The sequence below is a fragment of the Nostoc sp. ChiSLP03a genome (assembly GCF_034531215.2).
Classification (GTDB): domain Bacteria; phylum Cyanobacteriota; class Cyanobacteriia; order Cyanobacteriales; family Nostocaceae; genus Nostoc.
The window spans coordinates 23916-49664 of sequence record NZ_JAVRBQ020000030.1; the positions used below are offsets into that span (position 1 = coordinate 23916).

At 40.7% G+C, this 25749-nt stretch carries 20 protein-coding genes and 2 pseudogenes; 8 read left to right on the top strand and 14 right to left on the bottom strand.

All coding sequences use genetic code 11. The annotated features are described in order from the left end of the window. The first annotated feature begins 46 nt into the window (after positions 1-46). Positions 47-493 carry a hypothetical protein gene (locus tag RMY32_RS04395; RefSeq protein WP_322711666.1) on the top strand — a complete coding sequence of 149 codons (447 nt, stop codon included), beginning with the start codon at positions 47-49 and terminating at the stop codon, positions 491-493. Between the two features lie 145 nt (positions 494-638). Here RMY32_RS04395 and RMY32_RS04400 read toward each other — a convergent pair whose 3' ends face one another. Next, complete coding sequence (locus RMY32_RS04400; protein ID WP_322711667.1) at positions 639-1412, bottom strand: MlaE family lipid ABC transporter permease subunit; 774 nt, start codon at positions 1410-1412, stop codon at positions 639-641. A gap of 558 nt (positions 1413-1970) precedes the next feature. On the opposite strand from RMY32_RS04400, the gene RMY32_RS04405 reads away from it, so the two are divergent. Then, a complete protein-coding gene (locus RMY32_RS04405; protein WP_322711668.1) occupies positions 1971-2267 on the top strand; it encodes a hypothetical protein in 297 nt (98 codons plus the stop codon). Positions 2268-2426: 159 nt separating this feature from the next. Here the strand turns inward: RMY32_RS04405 and RMY32_RS04410 are convergent, their stop codons facing one another. The 6 genes and pseudogenes from RMY32_RS04410 to RMY32_RS04435 all read right to left on the bottom strand — a co-directional run bounded on the left by RMY32_RS04410 (position 2427) and on the right by RMY32_RS04435 (position 10204). After that, the gene (locus RMY32_RS04410) at positions 2427-3929 is read right to left on the bottom strand and encodes an HlyD family efflux transporter periplasmic adaptor subunit (protein ID WP_322711669.1); all 1503 of its coding nucleotides are present in this window, start codon (positions 3927-3929) and stop codon (positions 2427-2429) included. Positions 3930-3961: 32 nt separating this feature from the next. Continuing rightward, positions 3962-6180, bottom strand: a pseudogene (locus RMY32_RS04415) (peptidase domain-containing ABC transporter). 243 nt (positions 6181-6423) lie between these two features. After that, positions 6424-6858 (bottom strand): hypothetical protein, encoded by a 435-nt coding sequence (locus tag RMY32_RS04420; RefSeq protein ID WP_322711670.1) that lies wholly within the window; start codon positions 6856-6858, stop codon positions 6424-6426. Positions 6859-7571: 713 nt separating this feature from the next. After that, positions 7572-7988, bottom strand: a complete 417-nt coding sequence (locus RMY32_RS04425) for a hypothetical protein (RefSeq protein WP_322711671.1) — start codon at positions 7986-7988, stop codon at positions 7572-7574. Between the two features lie 545 nt (positions 7989-8533). Beyond that, positions 8534-9292: a peptidylprolyl isomerase gene (locus tag RMY32_RS04430; protein ID WP_322711672.1), complete on the bottom strand. Its 759-nt coding sequence runs from the start codon at positions 9290-9292 to the stop codon at positions 8534-8536. 165 nt (positions 9293-9457) lie between these two features. Beyond that, complete coding sequence (locus RMY32_RS04435; RefSeq protein ID WP_322711673.1) at positions 9458-10204, bottom strand: pre-peptidase C-terminal domain-containing protein; 747 nt, start codon at positions 10202-10204, stop codon at positions 9458-9460. Between the two features lie 345 nt (positions 10205-10549). Between RMY32_RS04435 and RMY32_RS04440 the strand changes: the two genes are divergently transcribed. The 4 genes from RMY32_RS04440 (at position 10550) to RMY32_RS04455 (ending at position 17058) form a co-directional block, all read left to right on the top strand. Beyond that, entirely contained in the window at positions 10550-11737 is a 1188-nt protein-coding gene (locus RMY32_RS04440) for a sigma-70 family RNA polymerase sigma factor (protein ID WP_322711674.1), read from the top strand. A gap of 440 nt (positions 11738-12177) precedes the next feature. Further along, positions 12178-13329 (top strand): DUF1822 family protein, encoded by a 1152-nt coding sequence (locus RMY32_RS04445; RefSeq protein WP_322711675.1) that lies wholly within the window; start codon positions 12178-12180, stop codon positions 13327-13329. A 516-nt stretch (positions 13330-13845) separates the two neighbouring features. After that, entirely contained in the window at positions 13846-16203 is a 2358-nt protein-coding gene (locus tag RMY32_RS04450) for a CHASE2 domain-containing protein (protein WP_322711676.1), read from the top strand. A gap of 36 nt (positions 16204-16239) precedes the next feature. Next, positions 16240-17058 carry a DUF928 domain-containing protein gene (locus RMY32_RS04455; RefSeq protein WP_322711677.1) on the top strand — a complete coding sequence of 273 codons (819 nt, stop codon included), beginning with the start codon at positions 16240-16242 and terminating at the stop codon, positions 17056-17058. Between the two features lie 85 nt (positions 17059-17143). Here RMY32_RS04455 and RMY32_RS04460 read toward each other — a convergent pair whose 3' ends face one another. Together RMY32_RS04460 and RMY32_RS04465 are read right to left on the bottom strand one after the other, a co-directional pair. After that, on the bottom strand, positions 17144-17758 hold the full coding sequence (locus RMY32_RS04460; RefSeq protein ID WP_322711678.1) for a Uma2 family endonuclease: 615 nt from the start codon (positions 17756-17758) through the stop codon (positions 17144-17146). Positions 17759-17842: 84 nt separating this feature from the next. Beyond that, positions 17843-17995, bottom strand: coding sequence for a hypothetical protein (locus tag RMY32_RS04465; RefSeq protein ID WP_322711679.1), 153 nt, complete (start codon positions 17993-17995; stop codon positions 17843-17845). Positions 17996-18174: 179 nt separating this feature from the next. Here RMY32_RS04465 and RMY32_RS04470 point away from each other — a divergent pair. Next, positions 18175-18570, top strand: a pseudogene (locus RMY32_RS04470) (hypothetical protein). 122 nt (positions 18571-18692) lie between these two features. Here the strand turns inward: RMY32_RS04470 and RMY32_RS04475 are convergent. Next, a complete protein-coding gene (locus RMY32_RS04475) occupies positions 18693-20051 on the bottom strand; it encodes an HNH endonuclease (protein ID WP_322711680.1) in 1359 nt (452 codons plus the stop codon). Positions 20052-20271: 220 nt separating this feature from the next. Between RMY32_RS04475 and RMY32_RS04480 the strand changes: the two genes are divergently transcribed. After that, positions 20272-20880 (top strand): Uma2 family endonuclease, encoded by a 609-nt coding sequence (locus RMY32_RS04480; protein WP_322711682.1) that lies wholly within the window; start codon positions 20272-20274, stop codon positions 20878-20880. Between the two features lie 18 nt (positions 20881-20898). On the opposite strand, the gene urtD is transcribed toward RMY32_RS04480, so the two are convergent. From urtD to urtA, 4 genes are all read right to left on the bottom strand, one after another. Next, complete coding sequence (urtD, locus tag RMY32_RS04485; RefSeq protein ID WP_322711683.1) at positions 20899-21645, bottom strand: urea ABC transporter ATP-binding protein UrtD; 747 nt, start codon at positions 21643-21645, stop codon at positions 20899-20901. Continuing rightward, positions 21620-22738, bottom strand: a complete 1119-nt coding sequence (gene urtC, locus RMY32_RS04490) for an urea ABC transporter permease subunit UrtC (RefSeq protein ID WP_322711685.1) — start codon at positions 22736-22738, stop codon at positions 21620-21622. The genes urtD and urtC overlap by 26 nt, the downstream gene beginning before the upstream one ends. Positions 22739-22768: 30 nt before the next feature. Further along, the gene (locus RMY32_RS04495; RefSeq protein WP_322711687.1) at positions 22769-23929 is read right to left on the bottom strand and encodes an ABC transporter permease subunit; all 1161 of its coding nucleotides are present in this window, start codon (positions 23927-23929) and stop codon (positions 22769-22771) included. A gap of 96 nt (positions 23930-24025) precedes the next feature. Continuing rightward, positions 24026-25342 carry an urea ABC transporter substrate-binding protein gene (gene urtA, locus RMY32_RS04500; RefSeq protein WP_322697368.1) on the bottom strand — a complete coding sequence of 439 codons (1317 nt, stop codon included), beginning with the start codon at positions 25340-25342 and terminating at the stop codon, positions 24026-24028. Between the last annotated feature and the right edge of the window lie 407 nt (positions 25343-25749).

Here is a 25749-nt window from a genome sequence, read left to right on the forward strand (position 1 = left end):
TTATTTATGCGATAAGACCTTAACCCTGTACTAGAAATATAAACCCATGTCAATTTTGAAAAGAGTTCCTTGGGTGTCCCTAGCGCTAGTACTGTTGAGTTACAGTACTTTGGGCTGGGTAATATCAGAAACACGTGCTCCTATATTTGTGTGGGTGGCAACTGTAATTGGTATCTTGCTTTTAATCATAACGTTGACCGCTCCTTGGCCAAAGATTACATATTACTACAGTATTTTTCTGCAATCAAATACCAGGGCTTTTGCTGTTGCCGTCTTAGCAGCTTTCTTATTCTTTATTATGATTGCCTGGTTTCGGATATTTCTTGATACTTTACTCATTATTTCAGCGACTATATTACTCAGGATAGACTTTCAAAGAGCGGGTCTTAGAAAAGGGTTAGCTTTTTCGACTGCCTCTATCTTTTCATTGGGAGGTTTAGCTTTGGGTGCGCTAATCTACAAGTTCATATATTCCCACATTCTGTTAACGTGATGAAGTATACCCGAAAAAGCAAGCCATGCCTGGGTTGGGTTGTGCCAATCCTTTAGAAGCAGCACTATTTACCTACAATTTCCTGTGTAGCTTAAATTCCCAATTTCTGAAAAAGTCGGGAATTTTGTTCAATACTTACTTGGGTTCAAAATGCAGGCTGTTCAAACAGCAGTAGAGATAGGAAAAAATCCATAATAAAAATGGATACCCAACTAGTAACAACTGCTTTTGTTGCCGATTCTCCTACTTCTTTTGCTCCCCCTCTAGTAGTTAAACCCCAACTACAGCCAATGACAGCAACCAGCACTCCAAAAATAAACCCTTTTAGCAAAATAATAAACAAATCTGACGGTTCTAAAAAATTTCTGACTGATTCTAAAAATGTTTCGGGAATAATTTGGTAAAACTTTGATGCGGCAAAAACTCCGCCAATGATGCCTGTAACTAAAGCCAAAATCGTCATCAAAGGCACCATCAAACAACAAGCAATTACTCTAGGAAGTACTAGATAATCAATTGGATCGGTTTTGAGCATATAAAGTGCATCAATTTGTTCGGTGACTCGCATTGCACCTATTTCCGCTGCAAAAGCAGAACCTACTTGTCCCGCCATAATACTAGCGGTCAAAATTGGAGCTAATTCTCTACAAAAAGCTAAGGCAAAAGCACCTCCCACTGCATCAACAGCGCCAAATCGTAGTAATTCTCTCGCTGTTTGAATAGTAAAAATCATTCCGGCAAAACCGCTGACAAGGAGAACTGGAGAGATAGAACCTGGCCCAGCGGTAACAAGATGTTGCAAAATCTTGCGATAGTAGGTTTTCCCTTGGAGTAAATGTAGCCACACTTGACCAAAGAGCAGTATTGCTGCAAAACAGCGTGTAATCCCAGATTGCTCAAATTTTATTTTTGGTTGCAATTTTATCGTCCTTACGACTGACTTTTTTTGCACATTTGTTGTTATATCAATTTTCCAAAATTAGACTACAGATACAAATGGTGGGAACCCAGCCAGATGTAATCTGACTTTCTCAATTGAATAGACGCACTAAGTGCGGCTTACCGCAGGATATTACGAATTGGTATTAGGGTATGGTACATGAACAAACGCACTACTACCGCAAGGCGGAATTCAAAATTTAAAATTCACGTATTCAAACAGGTATACAGTATAACTGCTTCATTTATTTGGAATGTGTGGTTGATGTAAGCCGTGTTGTACTAGATGTTGACCCTCAAAGTAAAAGAGGCGTTTGGGCATGGTTCAATTGAGCTTAGTAAACTTTAACGGAAAATAGCACATAAAGCATTGTGAGCTTTTTTGCTGCTCTCATGCTTTGTGTGCTATGGAGTTGCGATCTCTAGTCTGTCAAACTTAGGAAAAGTAATTGAATCAACTCAAAAGGTCGAAAAATTTAATAATATTTCCAAATAATATTAAAAAATTTTTATGAGCAGGATTAAATACATAATATTTATGTTGCTATTAATACTACCTTTCTCCGTGGAAGATCCGGCTTTTGCATCTGTATGCCGTAATTACTCTGTCTACGACGGTCTACGCCACCAGATTTGCATTCTCAGTATCAGCCGAAGTGCCAAAAATTATTGGGAATACAAGGCAATTGTTAGCGTAGATGGCATAAAAAGACCTACAGAGGTTTACAATTGTCGCGAACGAGTCAAGGTTCAACAAACTGGGACTGTTTTGCCTTTTGAGCAAAAAGGCCCTGGTGAGATGATATGCAGCTTTTTTAATTCTTCTCGGCGGTAAACACGCGCCAGATAATCAAGACGGTAAAACCTAGATAGATGAATACTGTTAGCCATTCTTGCCAGCTACCAAATGCATTGTTCATTAGCAAAAGCCGGAAAATTAATATTTATCAATCCTATACGCTGATGCTACCAGTAGGTTGCTGTATTTTAAAAGTTACAAATCACTAATCAACCTCGCCTTACGGAGAAAGAATTGCAGCACAGTTTCTTCACGGGAAATAATATCAACCCTACCCTCCATACCCAATTGAATATGACACTGGTTTTTCTCTTGACCTAAAACCAGAGTTTCCGGTTCAATTGTGACTTCATAAAAAGCACCAGGCGCAGTAGCTTTTGGGCTAGTAGTCCCATTCATCGATGTATTTGTGCCATTCTTTTGAGGAGCGATCGCATCTGGAGAAATCGTCTGCACTTGACCATTCAGAGTACCATAATCTGGGTAGGGACAAGCGCTAACCCGCATTTGGACTTTTTGACCAATTTTTAACTTACTTTGATCTTCAGATGCCACGGCAGCTTTCAAAATTTGAGGTGCATCAGTGGGGACAATTTGCAATACTTCCTCACCAGCACGCACAGTTTGACCTGGGTTTCGCAGATTGAGTTGGGAAATGATACCATCGGCGGTAGCTGCGATCGCGGTTTGAGCTAAATCTATTTTGGCTTGTTTGAGTTCGCTAGTATCATGCTCTAACTGCTTTTCAATTTCAATCCGTTGGTTAACTAGGGTTTGGCGTTCTTTTTCTAATGTTGCTTTGTTGCTTTCCCCTCCGGCTTTTTCTTGAGCAATTCGCTCAGTAGCAACAGTTACAGCTGCATTACTTGGATTTACGGCAACTTGGGCGCGTTGTCTTCTGGCCATCACAGCAGATACCGCTTGTTGTAACCGTTCAATTGTCTGTTTTTGCGCCTCTACTGCTGCAAGTTGTGCCTTTACCGCTTGCTCTTGCTGTCTGGCAGATAATTGTGCTTCTTCCAATTGATCCTGAGATAGCGCCCCTTGGTTAGCTACACTCTCATATCGCTTCTGTTTTGACTGGGCTACACCCAAAGCAGCTTCAGCAGCATGGAGATTTGCTTGTGTTGTTTTTAACTGTGCTTCCCCAGCCAGCAATTCTTTCTCAGCAATTTTGACGTTAGCATCAGCTTCTTGAAGTTCGGAAACAGCGGTGAGATTTTTATCTTGGTATTCCCGACGGCGACCGCTCAATTCCGCTTGAGCGCCAGTAATAATCCGGTTAAGGCGGTCAGTTTCGGCTCGAATCTGGCTATCAAGGGAACTAATCTGGGCATTGATTTGCACTAGTTGTAACTTAGATTGTTGAATACTAGTTTGCAATTGGCTTTTTTTGGTTTGTAGGCGGGAGTCATCAATAGTTGCGATCGCATCTCCTTTTTTGATAAGTTGATTTTGTTTGACATAAATGTGCATAACCTGGCCTTCAGTCGCCGCTTGCACAATTCGCAATTCACCCGCCGGACGCACAACCGCCTGTGCTTGGACTGTAACCTTATACTTACAAATTGCCGCAAGTGGTACAGCTAATCCGAGAACGCAGAGAATAAACATGCCGCCCCATGTTGTCCAACGAGTAATTGGTGGGAGAAATTCGTTTGTTTGAATTGGGGGGAGAAAATTTGTATTGCTAACCATAATGTTTTACAAATTACGAATTACGAATTCTCTTAATTAACAGTGGCAGTCTTACCGTTATGATGAGCCGGGGAAGATATCAGCGTTAACCCATTATGATAAGTAAAAATATCATCTAAGAAATCTAAATGTTCGCCAGGTAAAGAGCGCAATTCTTCTGGTGTCCCTTGGATTTTTAAGCGTCCTTGCTCTAAAAATACAATTAAATCTGCTCTCTGTATTACCTTGGGACGGTGACTAATTAAAATAGTCGTTTGATTGTGACGATGCGATAGAAGTCTATCTAGTACTTGTCTTTCACTTACTGGGTCAAGTGCCCCGTGGATTCATCTAAAATTAAGATCGGTGGCTGAGTAACTATGGCTCTGGCTATGGCTAATCTTTGGCGTTGTCCACCAGAAAGATTTGCCCCAAATTCTCCTAAAACAGTTTGATATTTATCAGGGAGTTTGCTAATAAATTCATCTGCACCTGCAATTTGACAAGCTTTGACAATTTCTTCAAAACTAATATGGGGATAGCTAAACTGGAAGTTATCAATAATCGAACGACTCCAAAAGTGGGGTTCTTGGGGAACTAATACCACTTGTTGACGCAAACATTCTAAAGATAAATCTTGCTGATTATAAAAACCATAACGAATATTGCCAGATTCAACTTTATATAAACCAGTCAGCAATTTTGCCAGGGTACTTTTACCACAGCCAGATTTGCCAATTAAAGCAATAACTTTACCGCCAGGAATAGTTAAGGAAAAATCTTGTAAAAGGTCAACTCTACCTGCATGATGAAAGTTAAGTTCAGTGCAAGTAATATCTGCATGACCAGGAATTTCTGCCCAAGGCTTTTTAAAATCATTCTCGGATTCTGGGGTAGCGTCAATCACTTCTGTCATGCGTTGCAGGACTATCTGGGCTGTGATAAATTCATCTACTAAGCCGATGGCAGCACCTAAGAAGCCAAGAAAGTTGCCACTCATGCCGTTATATGCCATTAATTGACCAATTGTTAAGTTGTGATTAATGACTAAATAGCTACCCATCCAAAGGATGCCAATACTAATGAAGGTGGAAAGAATACCAGTAACCGTACTGCTATACAGTCCCAGTTTCATCATACTCCAGCCCAAATTGGCAAGGCGACCATAATTTCCTTGGTATTCTGACCAAGCTTGGGGAGTGGCTTGGGTAGTTTTTAATACTTGGATGCCGCGAAATGTTTCTACTAAAAAGCCTTGGTTTTCTGTACCAGAAACAATTAAATTTCGGGTTTTCTGCCGCATCGCGGGTAAGAAAAGCAGGTTAACACCCGTGACAACCATAAATGCAACTATAGAAGCTAGAGTTAGTTCCCAACTGTAAAAGAGCATCAAACCCAAGGAAATTACCGCAATAAAGAATTGACTGGGTAATCCGAGGACAATTTGGGAAACTAAATTATTGATGGCCTTGACATCGGCAATACGGCTGACAACTTCCCCACTGCGTCGTCCTTCAAAGTAGGATAGGGGTAAATGTAAGAGTTTGCGTCCGTATTCTAGAATTAATCCTAATTGCAATCTTTGACCAAAGTGACCGATAAGGTGAGATTGGACTAAACTAATGGCGCTTCTAATTAAGTTCATGGCGATAACGCCAATGGCCACAGTCGTTAGTAGTTGGGTATCACCTCGGACTAAGACATCATCGGTGAGCAGTTGCATCATAAAAGGAGATGCCAAAGAAAGCAATCCAATGGCGATGTTAATGGCGATCGCTTGAGCGAGAATAGAACGATAAGGCCAAACCCGTTGCAGATATCTTCCCAAACCGCCAATTTTATCTGACTCTTGTTGATAAAAACGACTGTCGTCTGGAGTCAGCAGCAGCATTACGCCATTACCCCAACCCGCCATTAACTCTTGACGGGTAAGATAACGAATACCAACACCAGGGTCAGCAATGACGTATTTTTTGGCTTTTTGCCCGTATAATACGACCCAGTGGTAGCCTTTCCAGTGGATAACTGCTAGTAAGGGAGCTCGATCTAATTGGTCGATTACTTGGGGACTGGCTTTAACTTGGCGAGCGTTGAATCCTAGTACTTCTGCACCCCGCTTCAATCCTAGCAAGGATGTTCCTCTAGAACCTGTGCCTACGGCTTCTCGGACGCGGTTGAGGGTAAATGTGCGTCCGTAGTGTTTGGCAATTGTGGCAAGACTTGCAGCGCCACAGTCTTCTTCACTGTGTTAAAGGACTATTTGGTATTTCATCTTCTGGTATGATGATTGGCGAGAAAATACAATCGAGTCTTGTGACCCGATTGTATTAAGTGTTTAGTTTTTCCATTCAAACCTTTGACTGCTTGGGGTATAGTCAAAAGTAGTTGATAAGAGCGATCGCTTGGCAGTCCCTCAAGACGCACCGATTGCGATCGCTAAAAGATGTCCACCCTACTCTTTACTATTAGGTCTAACTGAGTAGGGACTTTTTAGGATGTCAGACAACCAGTTCAGTTAGGCTTCGTAAAATTCATATCTTCTTCCTGGTGCTAGCTCCTGAGTCTGATTTTGTACCCCTGGTAGCAGTAGACTAAGATCCCAACTTGCTATGGCTATTGGATCTAGACCTAGAAAATCTGAAACTTGTCCTGGGGCAATGGGAAGATTACTGCCAGCGCTAGGATCATCATAGGCTAAGTCATAGAACAAATTGTACTTAGTGCTATTTGTTATTTGAAGAACCGTCGGGTTGGCTATGGTGAGAGCAAAAGCATTATCGGGACCCTGGGCAGGCAAGCTGGCCCTAGCTGGACCGGCATCTCTAATTAAAACTATATATTTTCCTCCCTCAAGAATTGCTCCTTCTTCGGGAGTTAATTCGGTGAACAGTTGTTCTTGACTAACAACAGAAGAGTTAGAAGTAGAAGTGATGCTGTCGATATTTAACATGGTTTTTCTCCTTGTTTAATTAGATTATGCAAAGAGAATTAGGTAAGTTTTGACACGTTGCATATTTGCAGGATGAATTTGCGGCTGTAACCATCGAAATTTTGTTCTGCATTTGCTGAAATTATCCAATGATTCAACTAGTCCCCAAAGAAAGCATCTTTTTCGTGATACTTACTAAATGAACTTCTCTGCATATCACTCTCTACGATGACTTTTAATCTTTATGCACTTAAATCAGAAAATTTTTTGAAAAATCTGTAAAATGCTTAGGCAATCAAGGAAGTGTTGGGTTTCGTTCCTCAAGCTAACCTACTAGGTGACATGCTTAAAATGTTGGGTTTAAAAAACTCATAAAAACCAAAATTCAATCATTAACATAACTACTCAACCCAATAAATTAAGCTTACCACGCTACTAAACAACTTAAGGTTTTTGACGCTAACCCAAGCGTATTGATGTTGAAAGACTATTTGGTATTTTATTGTCAATACAAAAGCTAATATAAAAAGAGAAGTCGGGGTTTTATCCCCGACTAAAGATGATATTTAGTTGGTCAAACCTAGACATCCGAATACTGAGCTATTTCTGGAAACTTCTACCAATTTGAAAAATGATTGCGATATATGGATCGCCCAAAAGCTTAGTCACTAACTCTTTTACAATCCAAAATCTAAAATCCAAAATGGTACTACTCAGGTCGGTTTGTAATCTCCTCAACTGACTGAGTAAGATACTCTGTATCTAGAACCGCCCCCACTGATAGTAGTTCTTTGTATGCCGTTTGTTGGGCCAGAGACGGAAAAACCGCCTAGAGCGTCGTCAGAATCTGGCCAATCACTATCGAAAAAGCTGATTTCTGCATTTTCAAAAAAGTTAAATTCCCAACCGAGATTTTTACCATCTCCTGCACTCATACCACCTACATCGAGTCTACTGGTTATCTCATCAACAGTGACGTTAGCATAAACATCATCCTGGCTAAAAGTATCTGCACCATCTTTCAGGCAAATTATACTACTTACATAGAGGTTATATCCTCCTTCAATGACAGACGCTTCTTCTGGTGTTAGGTTAGTGAAAAGTTGTTCTTGAGCAACAACAGCGGCGTTAGTAGAAATAATTTTTGACATGAGTTTTATCCTTGATTGTAAGTTACTAAATACACTTAAGAATTGCAGATTAGCCTAACTTGTTAATTAGATCGTCTAGAGCTAATTAAGTAGCTTTTAGAAAGTTGCATATTTGTGGGGTGAATTTGCGGCTGTAACCATCAAAATTTTGTTCTGTTTTTGACGAACTTATTCAATGATTCCGCTATTCCCCAAAGAAAGCATTTTTCTAAATTAACTTCTCTGCATATCACTCTCTACGATGTCTTTTAGTCTTTATGCACTAAGAACGGAAAAATTTTGAAAAAGCTGTCAAATCCTTATGCATGAAAAAATCGGGGCACTTGCCCCGACGTTATATTGTATTCAACTTTTTAGCTCAGATTTTTGAGTAGTTAGCTCTTCGATCTGAATCGAGATAGGACAATCTAACCTCGGAAATTCAAATCAGTAAATCAACTTGATAATTGCAGATTAGTCTACCCGATAGAGTTCGATATCATAATATTTTCCAGAGAGTGATAGAAGAAGAGTAGTTGAAAATTTTAATTTTGAATTGGTATGATTCACATCCAGGTTTTTTCTTCCGGTGACAGTTGATTTACTTGCTGTTGAAACCAAGTTTCAAAATTTTCTTGCAGTAATCGTTGGCGCATAAAATTGTCCAACTGTGCAGTTATAAACTTTTCCACACGTAAAATGATCCATGATTCTCCAAAGGGTATGGGTGGTTGAACTATACCCACTTGCCTTGTGCAAAGTAACTGAGCAAAATTGGGAGTAATAGTACCAAGTTCTACTGGGCCGACGATGCCGCCTGTATCAGCTTCTGCCCCTTGAGAATATTCACGCGCTAGTTCAGCAAATGACTGTTCCCCTTCTGTAATTCGGAAAAATAGTTCGTTGGCAGTTTCTCTATTTTCAGTCCGAATTAAAGAATAAATGACTTTATCAAAATGTTTTTTGTATTTGATAAAGTAAGATTCTAGTTGATGTCCCCAAGTTATTTGCTTGAACTTTTCAACTCTGAGCTTTCGGGTTGCGAAAAGTTCTAATTGCTCTTGAGTCAGACAATAACGCGAACACCAATCTTGGATTTTTTGCTCGCTTGTTAAATCCCAATGCTGATAAAATTGCTCTAGAGCATGAGATGTTTCTGCTTGTGTGCAGGTGATTGGTGCGATCGCAGATTCGATAATGCTCTGAGATAACAATTGCCCAATCAGGTTGTAACTAGCCAAAAATGGGATAATTTCTTTAGGTAAGACCGAGATGCAGCTATGCCTGTCGTAGACATCGCTTATTTGTTGTAAAGCTTTAGTCATATTTCAAGACTATTTTGTTGAAATATTTGATAAGTGCAGTGATCGTTTTTGGAATAAAGCGGCAAAGTTAAAGTATGATTCTCTGCCGCAAGACTATTTACGTACACTTGAGAGCATTACCTTACAATGCTTTCAATTACCGCCTATCACTTCTAATGCCTAAACTTAAGCATCGGTGGTGGTAAATTGGTCAAAAGTTAAGGTGTAAGCAGTCTGTATACTACTAAATTGATTGACCTGCAAGAAGTAATTACCAGAAAGATTAGTGTTGGAAATTAATTCCGATGTAATACCACCCCTAGTAGAACGTGCAACTTCCTCGCCTACATCAACAATACGATTGTTGTTATAGTCCGCAATCAGTCGGATGTCAGCATCACTTTGGAGTCCGCTTAGTGTAATGTCGACACCCTCAAATAATCCCAGAGAGAATTCGTAAGTATCTGTGGTGTTGGTATTACTTATTGTCCCAAAGCGGGTAACATCACCTGACAAGTCACCAAGTGCAAACTCTCTAGGCAAAAGATTGCTGAAACCACTTGTCGAATTTGGTGTAGTTGCAGACAAGGCTAAATTGTAACTTACATCGCCTGATGAAGTGCTAAAGCGACTGACTTCGGCAAAATAAGTACCTGCGTCTGCTCGACGATTAAGGAAGTCATCTTGGTTGCTTCCTCTTCTGGAAGAATCAACTAGTTGGTCGCCTGTATCAAAGAAACCGTTACCGTTATCTTGATAAAGGCGCAAATCGGCATCATCACCAGCACTGATATTTGTCAGAGACAAATTTATGTTTTGGGTGGTGTCAATTCTGAACTCAAAGACATCAGTGGAATCTAAAACATTTAAATTAAAGTCATTGCGGGTAACAGGGGTAGAAGGCAGAACACCGATATCATCGTAGACAGTCATTTTTGACTCCTTTTGTTGTTGATGTTGGTTAATTAGGTGATGCAGAGATAATTAGGTAACTTTTAAGAAGTTGCATATTTGTGGGATAAATTTGCGGTTGTAACTATCGAAATTTTGTTCTGTATTTGACGAACTTATTCAATGATTCCGCTAGTCCCCAAAGAAAGCATCTTTTTAAATGAACTTCTCTGCATATCACTCTCTACGATGACTTTTAGTTTTTATGCATTTGGATAAGAAAGTTTTGGAAAAATCTGTAAAATCCTTACGCAGCAAGGAATTAGCTTTTGTACCTCTGGCTGTATAATTGTAATCAGCTATGTTTCAAACAACGGCAAGTATTCCATGCAACCCCGACAGGGCATTATTGAAATCTTTTCTACGTTTGTGCAATTCGATCTAGATCAATTTAGTGGTTGGGCAACAGATGCCAAACTGCGACGTAGTATGAAATTTTGCCTGGAGGAGTCGTCAACTGAGAAATCAGATACCTTTTGGGCGCTTTACTGGTATAGAGTTTGGCAGACTCAATCTAGTGCTGTGGCACTTGCACATATTTCTGCTTATTTACAAGAGGTGTGCTATTGGACTGCCAGGAAATTCGCCCTCAACTTTTCCACGCAGTCGTCTGTAGCCGATTGTTTTCAGATGGCGATCGCTCATATTAACAAAATACTCAAAACTTTCAATCCTCAATACAGTTCGCATTTAAAAGCTTACGCACAATTAACTTTTGAATCGATTATCAAAGATGCAGTGCGCTTACAACGGGAAGCAGACATTTGCTCAGACTGGGCATTATTGCACAAACTCAGCCGCAAACGACTAGTGCGGTCATTAGAAAATGCCGGATTTAACAAAGAAAGCATCGAGAGTTATGTTTTAGCCTGGGAATGCTTTAAGGAACTCTACACGGGTGATAATACAAAAATTCGTCAGCTGACCAAACCAGATGCTCAAACTTGGGAGGCTATTAGTCATCTTTATAATGCAGAACGTTTCAGTCGATTAAGTTCGCCCACTACCGCAGTCAATCAGCAAACCATAGAAACCTGGGTATTATCTGCTGCTAAAGCTGCCCGTAATTTCCTTTATCCTAAGTTTGTTTCCGCAGACGCTCCCCTCAAAGAAGATGAAGGTAATTTATTAGATATACTGCCTGTAGATTTGCAAACATCTTTACTAACGGAAATTATTGAGCAGGAAGAAGCTGTGAATATGCGATCGCAGCAAGCTCAGTTAAACCAAGTTTTGCACAAAGCGATCGCTGCACTCGATGCTGAGTCCCAAAAAGTACTACAAGCTTACTACGTTCAACAACTGACTCAACAAGAAATTGCTGCCCAGTTAGAAATGAAGCAATATACTGTTTCTCGTCGCCTGAGCAGCATTAAAAAGTCATTGCTCCTGACTCTCACACAATGGAGTCAAAACACCTTGCATATTTCCCCGAAATCCGACGTAGTAGATGCCATAAACACAAGTTTAGAGGAATGGCTCAAAGTCCAATATAGCCAGACCCAAATTCAGTAGACATCTTGCAAAAGTTACTTTTGCCTTGATGTTGGGGTGCATGTTAAAGGTTACTGAGTAAGGGAAAATTCCATACCTTTACCCTTTACCCTTTTCCCCACAATGCCTCCCCTTTCCCTAACATGGTCTTTATATGGAGCCATTCTAAAATTATTTATGGGAACTCCAAAAAATAAATTATCCAATTTGTCTACTCAACTAGACTTCTTTCTTCTTTGTCCCCTTGTCCCCTTGCAATACGGTTCGGTTAACATTTTCATATTTTGAAGATTTCCCCAACCCCCCGATAAATTGGAGGGCTTCCAAGCCTCTTTTACCCCTTTCTTAAGGGGGGTCGCCGTAGGCGGGGGGATCATAACCGAAACCGTATTGTGTCCCCCTTGTCCTCCTTGTCCCCCTTCTCCCTCTGCGATTGAATATTTTTTTACTTGGAAGTCCCTATGTTGAACCCACCTCACCCATTCACCATTGACTCACAGCATTTATACTTGGAAATTACCCAATCTCCAGAAGTGCAAGAACAACCATACTCAACAGCTGGTGCTTGTCAACGCGGGTGGATAAATCAAAAATGCTTGCAAGCATTTTTGCCTTGGTTTAAAGAGGAAATTGCTCCCAGCGCCAGGGTTTATCCTCACAGTGCGGCATTGCCGAGTTTTTGGGAAGTAGTCAATGGCACAGCTATTACTTTCGATCGCGATCGCCTGGTATTAATTCCCACCCTGGCAATGGATGACGATGAGTTGCGCGTACCGCAAGAATGGGTAGATATACCTGAGTGGATTGCTGATTATTACATAGCAGTACAAGTTAATCCCGATGATGGCTGGATAAAGATTTTTGGTTACACAACCCATCAAATTCTGAAAACAAAAGGGGTTTATGATGCTGGCGATCGCACTTACAGTTTGGAAAGTGAAGATTTAATTCCAGATATTAATGTGCTGTGGGTTACACGCCAACTCGATAGCTCAGAAGCCTTACGTGCTGAGATTGCACCTTTAGATCCGATTGGCAAAACCCAGGCAGAAAACCTTTTAGAAAGATTAGGCGATCGCAATGTAAAATTCCCACGTTTAGCAGTTCCATTTTCACTCTGGGGTGCGCTCTTGGCACATAGCGGTTGGCGAAAAAAGTTGTATGAACTGCGTCAGGGTTTAGCCATACAGCAATCGATTCCGCAATGGTTGCAGACAGGAGTAACTAATTTAGCTCAACAGTGGGGATGGGAAAAAAGAGAATTCGTTGTAGTACCTGCCGGAATGCGGAGTGCAGAACCAGTTCTCGGCTTGTCTCGGCAAATAATAGTTGCACAGCAAACATACGAGTTACGCATTTTCCCTAAAAGCGCTTCTGAGGATTATGTTTGGCGTTTTGAATTGCGAAGTACAACTGTTGATGGTCAAATTCCGGCTGGGTTTAAGCTCCGACTATTAACGGAAGATTTACAAACTTTTGAAAATAATCAAGATACGGCAACAACTGCTGTAGATATGTTGTATTTAGAAGTAATTTTGGAACTAGGAGAAGGATTGGTTTGGGAAATAGAACCCACTCCTGAAGATTATGACCGAGAGATTTTGCGGTTTTAAGTTTGAACCTTCAAAAATATTCACGTTCAGCCTGTATTATTTGCTCTTACACTGAATTTAACTACACACAGTAGGCAATTCATTTAGCAACCAAGATATATATAGCAGCAGGGTGTAAGGGCACGATAGTGCCCATAAGTGTCAGTTTAACCTGAAACCCTTGTCAAGACGTGATATTGAGTTCATTTGCTTATGGTTACTCACAGCGTCACCCTACCTCGGTTTTGTCTAAAGCTAAAACCGCCCCTCCCGGATGCCTTGGGGCTACGGTGTACACACAAGTCAAATTACCCCCCTCAATCCCCCCGTGTATTGGGGGGAAGCCGGAAATCTAGTTCCCTCCCCTTTACAAGGGCAGGATTAAGTAAGGGGAAAAGCCGGAAATCTAGTTCCCTCCCCAATAGATACGGGGAGGGTTAGGGGGGTAAAGCGTATGTGCAACAAGCGTTTAAGCTTAAGTTTAATGGTCAGTGCCCTGCCCCTACGGGTGTACTCAACATCTAGGGAGAACTAGCTGTGGACAAGTTAATCATCTTAAAGTTAGGGGAGGGAAACTTTGAACAAGGGTTTACCGTGACTCTACAGATTGGCGATGAAAATGTCCGCCCGACTGTGGAAATCACAGGTGAACTTCCCCCCAACCCAGAGATTCTCCGCGATTATCATCGTTGGCAATCTATTTATCGTAATTTAAGGCTGCCATCTCGTCCGATTGGTTTAGCTAAAGAACTTAACCAAGCTCCCAGCCTCGAATACTGCCAGCAGGTGAGTGAGGAATTTAAAGTAAGTTTTAATACTTGGCTTGCTTCCGATTCCTTTCGTTCCATCCGCGAGAAATTGTTAGAAAAACTCATGCTTGCGGATAATATTCGGATGCTTTTACAAACCAAAGACCTGCGATTACAGAAATTTCCCTGGCATCTTTGGGATTTGCTAGAACGCTATCCCCAAGCGGAAATCGCCTTGAGCGCTCCTGCTTACGAACAAGTCAATCTTAACCGCATAGCAACTACATCCGACAAAGTAAAAATCTTAGCGATTTTGGGTAACAGTCAAGGTATTGATACCAAAGCAGACCAAGCGCTGCTTAATTTGTTACCCAATACAGATATTACTTTTTTAGTTGAACCACAATGTCTTGACCTGACCGATCAGCTATGGGAGCAGAATTGGCAAATTCTATTTTTCGCCGGACATAGTTCCACTCAGGAAACGAATCAAACTGGAAAAATCTACATTAATCAAACAGAAAGTGTCACAATTAGCCAGTTAAAGTATGCCTTAAAAAAGGCAGTAGAGCGAGGTCTAAAACTAGCGATTTTCAATTCCTGTGATGGCTTGGGGTTGGCATGGGAGTTTGCAGATTTACATATTCCCCAAATTATCGTCATGCGAGAGCCTGTACCCGATCGCGTCGCGCAACAGTTTTTAAAGTATTTTTTAGAAGCCTTTGCGCGGGGAGGCTCGTTGTATTTAGCCGTCAGGGAAGCACGAGAAAGGTTACAGGGACTAGAAAACCAATTTCCCTGTGCTACATGGTTGCCTGTCATCTTTCAAAATCCGGCTGAGATGCCGTTGAATTGGCGGGAATTGTTTAGAAATCCACCCAATCTTCCTGCATCTTTGTCTCAAACCACGCCTGTTAGAAGAACCACAAATCGGCTTGGCTTCTCATCGATCTTACTGACGAGCATGGTAGTAACCGTAATATTAATTGGGATAAGGTTTTTGGGCGTGCTGCAAACATTAGAGTTAAGTGCATTTGACCAACTGGTACGCTTGCGCCCTGCTGAAAAACCAGACTCACGCCTACTGATTGTCACTGTAACTGAAGAAGATGTCCAGGCGCAAAAACCGGAAAAACCTCAAGGTTCGTTGTCAGACAAATCACTTGCCAAACTGTTAGAAAAATTAGAGGCATATCAACCACAAGTTATTGGTTTGGATATATACCGAGATTATCCAGTGGATAAGGATTATCCAGCATTGGCAAAAAGGATGCGAAAAAGCGATCGCTTTGTCGGGGTATGTCAACTCAGCGATTCTCAAGCCGGAAAACCAGGTGTAAAACCACCCCCAGAAGTTTCTTCACAGAATCTCGGTTTTAGCGATATTGCCGTAGATTCAGATAATGTCGTGCGTCGCCAGCTGTTAGCGTTAACTCCTGCGCCTTCATCTCCTTGTACTGCGCCCTATGCCTTGAACGTTCAACTGGCGCTGCGTTACCTATATACGAAAGGAATTCGGTTGCAATTTACCCCTGATGGCGCATGGCAATTAGGGAAGGTGACATTTAAACCAATAGAAGCTCATACCGGAGGTTATCAAGGAGTTGATGCTTTTGGACACCAAATTTTATTAAATTATCGTTCTTCTCCTTCACCAGAAGCGATTGCACCAAGTATGACCTTACAACAAGTGTTAAGAGGTAAGCTAAATGCCAATGCAGTCAAAGGCAAAATAGTCATTATTGGCACAACAGCAGAAACTTTTGGTGATTACTGGTTAACTCCCTACATCACTCCTCAAGGAAAATTACACGCAATACCAGGAGTATTTTTACAAGCCCAGATGGTCAGTCAACTGCTCAGTGCTGCTTTGGACGGAAAACCTCTGTTGTGGACTTGGCCGCTTTGGGGTGAGGTTATTTGGGTTTGGGGTTGGTCTTTTTTAGGCGGTTTATTTACTGCTTATCTGCACCGATTCATTTACTTAAGCTTGGCAGGAGGAATAGCCATTATTAGTTTATACGTTAGTTGTTTTATATTTTTAATTGTATATAGTTGTTGGGTTCCGCTAATTCCTGCTATGTTGGCTTTAGTAGTTAATAGTTTAATAGCTACAACTTATTTAAACATCAAATTTAAAAATTAATATTTAACAAGTCAGAATTCAGGAGTCAGAATTCAGATGAAAAGCTATTGGCAAAAAATGCAATTAATCGCGGCGGTGGGAATGACTTTGTGGGGAATTATCGCCTATTCTCCAATGATTTGGATGACACCAGTTGCAGCGGTCACTCCTAAGAAATTTTCGCCTCCCCCGCCTCCTCCAGACAGGGGTGCAGCAGGCGATCGCGGAGGGGCTGCAAGTCGCGGTTGTGGTGTTGGGAATCAGTCTATAGTTGGACTTGTACCTATATACAAAGAGACGGTCAATCAAGGAAAAACAGAAGCTGTTTCTGTTACTAAAGTTTGGGGCTTGACAAATGAGGAATATCCAAATTTTTGGTTTTTTGTCCCCTATCAAAAGTCTCTAATTGATTCCATTGAATTTGTTGTCAAAGATGAGTCAGGTAAATCAAGTCAAACTCTTTACCGAACAATAGTAACAATACCAGAAACACCAGGAATTGTTAGCATACGCTTAAACGCAAATGCTTCTCCATTGCAAGTAGACAAGATGTATCACTGGTTTTTTAAGATAAAAGTCATTTGCAATCCACAACAACCTCCAGAACGAGAGTATGTGGAAGGATGGGTGCAACGAGTCAATCCAAATCCTCAATTAGTAGATAGCTTGAAGCAAGCAACTCCTCAGCAACGGGTAAACCTTTATGCCGAAAATGGTATTTGGTTCGATGCCTTAACTACTTTAGCTGAATTACGTCTTAGCAAACCTGAAGATCCAACTCTAGCGGTGGAGTGGATGAATTTGCTTAAATCCGTAGATTTAGAGAATTTAGCTAAACAACCTTTGATAAAGTGTTGCGAAGCTAATGCAAAGTAGCAGTTAAGCCAAGCTTATCTGTTACTAGCAGCTAATTGTGAATCTGGTTATATTTTGGACTGCCGCGATACGTTCAAGCCGAAACTTAGAAAGCAGAATCAAAAATTTGTTGTGCTGTAAAGTTGAGTTTGGGGAATAAAGGCGATGCAATAAGATTATTTTCCCTAAACACAGTCATTTGATAATCTCCGTCAACTAATTCACAAATTGTAATAGTTTTTTGTTTAGGATTACCAGTAAATCTTTTGCCACCGATCGCGGCATAGTCTACAATCCAATACTCAGGAATCCCCATCTCTTCATAATCCCTGAACTTGTCATAGTAGTCGTCTCGCCAGTTGCTGCTAACAATTTCAACAGCTAGTGGGATAGATGCAGCTTGAATAACAGTCGATTGCTTGCTCCACAGAGGTTCATTCACGAGATTGTCATGATTTAATAGCAAAATGTCAGGAGAATAGGTTGAGTTATTGCTCTGAATTTTGACAAAGGCAGTTTTGGGGATGCGAAACGGAAGTCCCATTTGCAAGAACTGGAAGGTTATCTGTGCCGCCAAAAATCCAACAACATTTTCGTGTTCACCAGTTGGGGCGAAGATTTCTACAATGACTCCTTTATGTAGTTCATATCGCGCCCCGTTTGAGGGGTACCACTCGATAAATTGTTCAAAGGTTACTAACTTGGGTAGGGTTTGAGTCATAGTTACCACCTCCACATATATTTGACTTTACCATCGCTGCCCTTAGATTGTGCTGCAAGATAAGAGATATACCAGTAAGCTTTATTAAAATACTGTAGCGACTACTCCCAAGTCTGTAGCGACTACTCCCAAGTCTGTAGCGACTACTCCCAAGTCTGTAGCGACTACTCCCAAGTCTGTAGCGACTACTCCCAAGTCTGTAGCGACTACACCCAAGCCTGTAGCGACTACTCTCAAGTTTGTAGCGACTACTCTTGTGTTTTCTACCTCTTGCTCTCGTACAGGAGTAATTATATACCGAGATATTACTGGTATAAGCTAAAAATTTTATTATGAGAATTTGCGATTTATGCTGAACCGGAATCGGGTTTAATTGAGGCAAGCTAGTTTTAGAAATATCTTAAAAGAGAAAAATTATGTCTCGTCAAAAGCGTACATCCCGCGTTTTAGAAAAAGCTGAATTAAGAGCATCTGGGATGAAATCGATTATTCCCAGCATTAAATTTGAAGAAGATTATACTTTAGAAAAACTGATTGATTCAATCGAACAGTTACGTAATAAAATTGATGTTCATAATAGCGCTCTGGCTATAGTTGACTCTACTTTAACAGAAGTTTAAGAGATGGAAAAAAACTTGAAGCAGCTTTCTGAGAAAATGTTAATGGTGGTTGCTATCAAGTACGGCAAAGACAGCGCTGAATATGAAATGGCGGGTGGTGTTCGTAATAGCGATCGCCTCCGCAAAATGAGAGCAAGCCGCTTAAAAAATATTGCAGAGCAAGCATCAGATAAAAATGAGAAAACTGCATAGAAAATTAAGCTTTGTCTTCCCTCCCCAATGCTTTGGGGAGGAAATTAAAGGGTGGGATGTTAAGGACTTTTGCATAGATATCTAAGCACCAGGATCTCCCTTCCGTGTGCTGCAACGCCGTGTTAGCCTACACTATGCACCCCAGCATGAAAGTCTTTTACAATGCGCTCAAAAGCAAGTGTCATGAAAAATTCAACATCTGGATCTGTATACAATTTTCCAATGTGCTGATCAGCTTGGTTAGCGAAACCATACTCAAGAAGCTTAGAACGAGCTTTACTCATGTCTACAGAAGTACCAACAACTTTGCCTAAATCTAGGAGAAAGCTCAAAAATAAGTTTAGGTACTCTTCTAAACTTACCTGGTCAAGTTTCAAATTTTTCTTATTGTTTTTTTCAATCTCTTGGATTAAACGAGCTGTAATTGCATCAATTGGATAGTAAATTTCCATTAAAACTGCGAGTTCATCACGGAAATACTGGCAAAGATTGTTGGGAGATGAAAAATATTGAACACTCAATAGGGGTAGAGAAAATTGCTTAAAATCAATTTCAATAAATACTGAATCAGGCGGTTTCTTAGAACCGTGTGTACCTTTGACAACATATAGAATAGAGTCTGAACCAGAGTAATCTTGGGCAATGACAACCGATCTCTTAACACGGTTAAGAATAGTCAATACTCCAACCACCATTTTTGTCGAAGAATTCCAGTAAACTTCTACTGAATTATGCTGAACTCCTAAACCCAAAATTCTTGTTGCTTGTTCAGCTACTGAAAAAAATTCTTTAGTCTCAATGGCAAAAGTCCGCCAATCACCTTTGTCATATCTAGCAAATTCTCGGATTGGCTTAGTCAAATCTCCCTGAACCCACTCTGGCAAGAAAAATCCAAGACATTTAAGAATTGTATGTGCTGTAGAACGATATTGTTCTCGAAGATTTAGCTGAGTTGAGGTTCGTTGAGGTTTTGCATCTGTTATGTTTAGCTGTGCCTCTATAATAATTTTCTTAAGTTTTTCTTTTTCTTCGGCTGATGGAGTCCTTCCCAGCCAAGTAGCAATACCATCTCCTTCTATCCAACGTTTGGCTTCACTTTTAGAATTGAAAATAAGACGTGATTTTATACTTTTATCAGGCAAAACTTCGTCTTCAATAAGAGGTTGTTTAAGCTTTAGCTTGGCGCCTTGATCTAAAAAGTATTCATTTTCTAAAATGATTTTAGGTACTTCCTGATGACGTTCTCCTTTGAATACCCATGAATTCATTACAGCTTGCACATAAATAAGAAAAGCTTTGTCTGTCGAATTTGAAAAGCTAAAGTTGCATTGACAGCAAATCAAGTTTTTATCTTTATATGAACCGCCCCAAGATGAGTTGAAGATGTGTTCTCCAGATATTGCTGGAAGGAAAGCGCCACAGTAGAAGCAGTTTGTCAACTCTGATGCACGTCTAGATAGCATCTCAAAACGAGTAAACATGAGGGAATTCGTCTAATAAATTGTAATATTAATGTAGCATAAGGTTTACCAGTGATTGTTGACTGTCAAGTGTAGTCAAATAACAGCCACCACTGATATTTTTCACAACTGAAATAGGGCAGTGGCTCCTCAAGCTACGATTCTCCTTAACTGAACGGTATTCGATTAGAATGGCAATAACATTCAGTGGTAGTCTGTGTAGGGTAAGAAGGCAAAGCAAATGACCCAAAGGACGAAAACTCAAAAACTGCTGACCTTTGAAGAATATCTTACCTATGACGATGGTACAGACACGCGCTATGAGTTGGTGGATGGAGAACTAGTCGAGATGCCACCAGAAAGTCAGGAAAATAGCAATCTGGCAAGATTTCTATTCGTTGAACTACTAAAATATTTCCCCTTTTATTTAATTGCTCACAAAGATACAGAAATTGAGGTAGCAGGGCGACGGGCGAGATGTCGTTTACCTGACTTAATGGTTCACACAGAAGAATCTTATGCTGCCCTTATCGGTGCTACTCGCGCTACCCTCACCCGTGATATGCCGCCGCCTACGCTAGTGATGGAAATTGTTTCTCCGGGGACGGCAAACAGTGTTCGTGATTATCGCTATAAGCGGACAGAGTATGCTGCTAGGGAAATATTAGAGTATTGGATTGTTGACCCACAGATACAACAAATTACTATTTGTCAGTGGGTGGACGGGCAGTATGAGGATAAGATATTTACAGGTGCAACTTGCATGGAATCAGTAGTAATTGCTGATTGGGCGCTAACAGTAGAGCAGGTGTTTAACAGCGCAAATAGACCAGAATCAGCAGGTGCATAGAAAGTGCAACTGGGTTTTTCATTCTTCCTGTTTTCCCAAATATACTTCAATCACACGAGAGTCATTTTGCACTTCTTCAAAATTACCTTCGCACAGCACCGAACCTTCGTGTAACACCGTTACTTTCTTGGCAATTTGACGCACAAATTCCATATCATGTTCAATTACTAAAATTGAATGACTCTGCGCTAGTGCTAAAAGGAGTTCGCCGATGTTGTAAGTTTCTTCATCTGTTAAACCAGCAACTGGTTCATCAACAAGTAATAAATCTGGAGACTGTGCTACTAACATTCCAATTTCTAAACGTTGCTTTTCTCCGTGAGAAAGTAAAGCTGCTTTGATATCGGCTTTAAAAGTTAACCCGATAGTTTCTAATAATCCTTTAATATGATTCTTTTCCACAGCATGAGAACGTTCAAACAAAGTAGAAAAGACATTTTTCTTCTTATGACTGGTAATTTCTAAATTTTCGCGTGGTGTTAAATTCAGGTAAATTCGAGGTGTTTGAAACTTGCGTCCAATTCCCAATCGGGCAATTTTATATTCAGGTAAAGAACGTAGATTTTTACCTTTGAATAAAACTCGCCCCACGGTTGGCTGAACTTTCCCCGTAATCACATCTAGAAACGTTGTCTTTCCCGCACCATTGGGGCCAATTACGACTCGTAATTCCCCCACATTCATACTAAAGTTAAGCTGGTTTAAAGCCTTAAAACCGTCAAAGCTAACAGTTACATTTTCAGTTTCCAATATTTTCGCGTTCATGTTGCACTTCGGGGTCTTCTTCTAAGGTGGGATATGTCGCAATTTCTTGACGACGGTGGAAAAGAGAAATATTCTGACTGCGCAACCATCCCACAATACCGTCAGGAAGGACTGTGACGACTATCAAAAATAGTGCGCCTTGGAAAAATAGCCAGATTTCGGCAAATTGTTCGCTTAAAAAAGTGCGGGCATAATTTACTAACAAAGTTCCGACAATCGCGCCAATTAAAGTAGCGCGTCCGCCTACTGCTACCCAAATCACCATTTCAATCGAAAAGGCAATATCCATTGCTCTGGGTGATACAGAACCACTCTGAATGGTGTAAAATGCTCCTGCTATACCTGCGATCGCACCGGAAACTGCAAACACCAACACCTTAAAATCTGTAGGGTCATAGCCAGAAAATCTTACCCGACTTTCATCATCACGAATCGCTATCAACAACTTCCCAAAGCGTCCAGTTGTCAACCAGCGACAAATTCCGTAGGTGGCTGCAAGAAACACTACCGTCAGCGTGTAGAAAATAAACTGCGTCTTGGCATCGCTCACCGTTGCGCCAAACAAAGTTGTAAAATCTATCAGTCCGTTCGTACCGTTGAAAAATTGCTGTTGACCGTTAAAGAAGTTGAAAAATACAATCGTTCCGGCTTGAGTCAAGATGGAAAAATAAACTCCCTTGATGCGATTTCGGAAAACCAAATATCCCAATAATCCCGCCAACAACCCCGGAATTAATACCACCAAAGCTATTGTCAAAGGAAAAGAATAAAAAGGTTGCCAAAAGGCGGGAAGTTCTGTAACCCCATAAAGCCCCATGAAATCAGGCAATTCTCCAGTAGGGACTTGCAGCTTCAGGTACATTGCGATCGCATATCCACCCAAACCAAAGAAAATACCATGTCCCAAACTTAGTAAACCAGTATAACCCCAAATCAAATCGATACCCAAAGCTGCGATCGCCAGCGATAAAAATCGCCCCAACAAATTTAGGCGAAACTCCGACAGCAGCAGTGGCATGATAATTATAAGCAGGAGTGCGATCGCGACTACCACCCCCGCCTCAATTAATAACCTTCCTCCCCTCTTCCTCATTCTCTGCGTCCTCTGCGTCTCTGCGGTTCGTTAAACATCAACAGTACGTCCCTTCTGCGGAAAAATTCCCCCAGGCTTCCACTGTAAAAACACAATAATCAGCGCAAATACCATCACCTTGGCCATACTTGTCGTGGCAAAAAAAGTAAAGAAATCTACCAAAGGTTTAACAGGAGTCAACAACAAAGCCAAAGTCCCAGAACCAATTAAAAAATTAGCCGTACCAATACCCAACGCCGCCACAATTGTCCCGGCTAAATTACCCACACCTCCAACGACAACCACCATAAAAGTATCAATAATATAGTTTTGTCCCGTATTTGGCCCCACAGAACCGAGTAAACTAATCGCACATCCCGCCACACCAGCTAAACCAGAACCCAGTGCAAAAGTAATCGCGTCCACCTTTTGAGTTGGGATACCCAAACAAGCACTCATACTCCGGTTTTGTGTCACCGACCGAATTCTTAAACCCCAGCTAGAACGCTGTAAAAATAAGTAAATTCCTGCCACACAGATGATTGTTAAAGCAATAATAAATAATCTGGCAAAGGGTAATTGTACACCACCTAAAGATATCCCTGCTTGTAACCAAGTCGGTGCTGTTACATCCACATTTTGAGCGCCAAACCAAGGTTGAGTTACTGCTAACTGATAAGTTTGACTCAAGAAATTGCCCGTTGTGATTGTCACCCCCAGCGATAATAAAAATATCACCGCCACAATCCAGTTACGAACCCTTCCCAAATCAGTGCGAGAATTTAAAATCCATAAACCTCCAAAAAACAGCAGAGAAAATAAGCCGATACCAATTATCAATACCCAATTCACACTGCGAACAAACTGCTGAAAAATTAAACTTACTCCCCAAGTTGCTAATAAAGTTTCTAATGGGCGGCCATAGAGATAACGAATCACACCTTTTTCTAAAATCAATCCCACAGCAGCCGTGAATATAAATGCAATAATCAAAGCCAAAAATATATAAACTTCAAACCACACCCCACCCAATTGTTTGCAGACATTTTGCACAACAAATGTTGTATAAGCACCGAACATCATCAATTCGCCGTGCGCCATATTGATAACGCCCATCAAGCCAAATATAATCGCCAGTCCCAACGCCGCGATTAATAATACCGCGCCAATACTAATCCCATTAAATACAGCTTCTAAAAATCCTGCTAACACTTATTTCTCCTTATTTGTCATTGGTCATTTATCATTCGTCCTTTGTTCTTCACCAATGACTAATGACTAATGACTAATGACTAATGACTAATTGACTTAAACTTTCTTGAACTTACCACCCTTAGCAGGGTCACTCCAATCACAAGCAAATCCCTTAGTTTCTTTTACAAATTGATTCCAAGGAACCGGCTCAACTGCTGTTGGAGTAGCATAGACAATATCAAATAAACCATCTAGCCTTACTTGACCAATCCGCACAATTTTGGATATGTGATGATTGGCATCCATTGTCACTTTACCTTCAGGTGCATCTAGAGTTTGACCATAAGCCGCAGCGCTTACCTTAGCTATATCTGTAGTACCAGCTTTTTGGACTGCTTGTTTCCACAAATAAACTGCAATATAGGCAGCTTCCATTGGGTCATTTGTCACCCGATTTTCACCGTATTCTTTTTTGAAAGCTGCTACAAACTTCTTATTAGCAGGTGTGTCTATTGTTTGAAAATAGTTCCAAGCTGCATAATGACCTTTGAGATACTCTACACCAATTGCTTTCACTTCTTCTTCGGCAATACTTACAGACATAGAGGGATATTTATCTGGTGTCAATCCAGCCCCTTTTAATTGTTTGAAGAAAGCAACGTTGCTATCACCATTTAAAGTGTTGTAAATCACGCCGCCATTGGGCAAATTTTGCTTGATTTTAGTGATAATTGGTGTAACTTCTGTATTACCAAGAGGTAAATAATCTTCACCAACTGTTTTTCCGCCTAAAGCTTCCAGTTGAGCTTTAATGATGGTATTAGCTGTCCGGGGAAAAACGTAGTCAGAGCCAACTAAGAAGAATTCTTTGCCCTTATTTTTTAACAGCCAATCAACAGATGGTTCGATTTGTTGATTGGGTGCAGCGCCAGTGTAGAAAATATTTTTAGAACACTCTTGACCTTCGTATTGCACAGGATACCAGAGCATGTGGTTTTTGCTCTCGAATACTGGCTTAACGTTTTTGCGGCTAGCAGAAGTCCAACAACCAAAAACTACAGCGACTTTATCTTGATCGATTAGCTTAGTTGCTTTTTCTCTAAAAGTATCCCAGTTAGAAGCGCCATCTTCGGTAATTGCTTCAATTTGTTTACCTAAGACACCACCAGCTGCGTTAATTTCTTTGATTGCTAACTTTTCAGCATCAACAACGCTTTTTTCACTAATAGACATCGTACCACTCAAAGAGTGCAAAATACCTACTTTGATGGTGTCACCAGCAGTAGCCGCAGCTGGGGAAGCAGCAGGAGGTGCGGCTGGACTTTCTGTCGCAGTTGGAGAATTATTCGCGCAAGCTTTCAAAAAAAAGCTGCTACCAAAAGTTAAAGAACCGTAGATTATAAACTTGCGTCGGTTAAATTGTCTTCTCATCTTTGTATGAATTTTCCTGTAGATGAATCAGCTAACTTAATAGAAAGCTGACAATATCAAACTTTAAAGTGTGATAATAGTGCGATAGTTTACTAGTAAAAAGTGACGCCTTATACAAAAATCTTTGTTTTTGTAATAAAAAACAAACTTTTTAAGATTAAGCTTTATTAACTTTATAAAGATTCTCATATCTATGTAATACGTTATGGAAGAACAAAAGCTTTCTCTTCCACAAACGTCTTTGATTCTAGACAGTTAAAAACTGCTAAGTATCTAGGCATAAATAAATTTCAAGTTTGTAGTAAGGACTTTAGTCCCGATAATCCTTGCTCTGAGAGAATGTTTGAAAAGTATTTTTAGTAACTTCTAGACCTCGGAAACCTAACCCCCCTAGCCCCCCTTCCCTA